1 protein-coding gene is annotated in these 1,068 nt (G+C 64.8%); it reads left to right on the top strand.

Going from position 1 to position 1,068, the window contains the following annotated elements:
* Positions 1-1,060: IS256-like element ISTth4 family transposase (locus GT358_RS16330; protein ID WP_166583690.1), on the top strand; the 1,060-nt coding region annotated here is incomplete at its 5' end.
* Positions 1,061-1,068: the final 8 nt, after the last annotated feature.

Below are 1,068 nucleotides of genomic sequence, written 5' to 3'. Positions count from 1 at the left end.
CAGGAACGGCTACTACCCCCGCAAGCTGGAGACCGCCTTTGGCCAGGTGGACCTGAAGGTCCCTAGGGATCGGGAATCTCGGTATTACCCGGCTTTCCTTAAGCCCTACGCCCGCCGCCTGGTGGACGTGGGGGAAGTGGCGGTAGCCCTTTACGCCGCCGGGGTCAGTCAGCGCAAGGCGGCCGAGATACTGAGCCTGCTCTTAGGCCACCGCTACTCCCACGAGACCCTGAGCGCCCTGACGGACGAGGTCCTGGAGGCGGCAGGAGCCTTCCGCACCCGGCCTTTGCCCGAGGAGATGGCCTTCGTCTACCTGGACGGGCTTTCCCTAAAGGTCTTCAGGGAAGGAGAAGGGATCGTACGGGAAAGCGTGTATGTGGCCCTGGGCATCGCCCCTAATGGGGAGAGGCGGGTCCTGGGGTTTTGGCTGTTGCCCACGGAGAGCGCCCTGGGATGGGAGGGGGTCCTGGGGGAGCTTTGGCAGCGGGGCCTGCGGCGGGTATTGCTCTTCATCACCGACGGGCTGCCCGGGCTTCCTGAAGCGATCCGCAGGGTCTACCCTCAGGCGGAATGGCAGCGGTGCGTGGTGCACGGGGTGCGGTGGAGCCTGTCCCAGGTGCGGGCGCGGGACCGGGGCCTGCTGGCGGAGGACCTGAGGCGGGTGTACGGGGCGGAGAGCCGGGAAGAAGCTCTTGGGGCCTTGGAGGAGGTGAAGGCCGCCTGGGGTTCGCGGTACCCGGGGGTGGTGGGGCTTTGGGTACAGGATTCGGGGGCCTTCCTGCGGTTCTACGGGTACCCCAAGGTGCTTTGGCCGTACCTGCGGAGCACCAACCTGATGGAGCGGTTTATCCGGGAAGTGCGGCGGGGGACGAAGGTGCGGGACCACAAGTTTCCTAAGGAAGAGGCGGTGTACAAGCTTCTTTACCTGGAGTCGGAGAGGCAGGAAGGGAGGTGGGCAGAACGGAAACTAAAGGGGTTCTCGGAGGTGAAGGAGGTGCTGGAGAAGATGCTTCAGGAGCGGTATGCCCCCCGTACACAGACTCTTACACATAACTCTTGACACGACCC

This window comes from Rubellimicrobium sp. CFH 75288 (assembly GCF_009904055.1).
Taxonomy (GTDB): Bacteria; Pseudomonadota; Alphaproteobacteria; order Rhodobacterales; family Rhodobacteraceae; genus Rubellimicrobium.
This window is presented reverse-complemented; position numbering and strand designations above follow the sequence as displayed.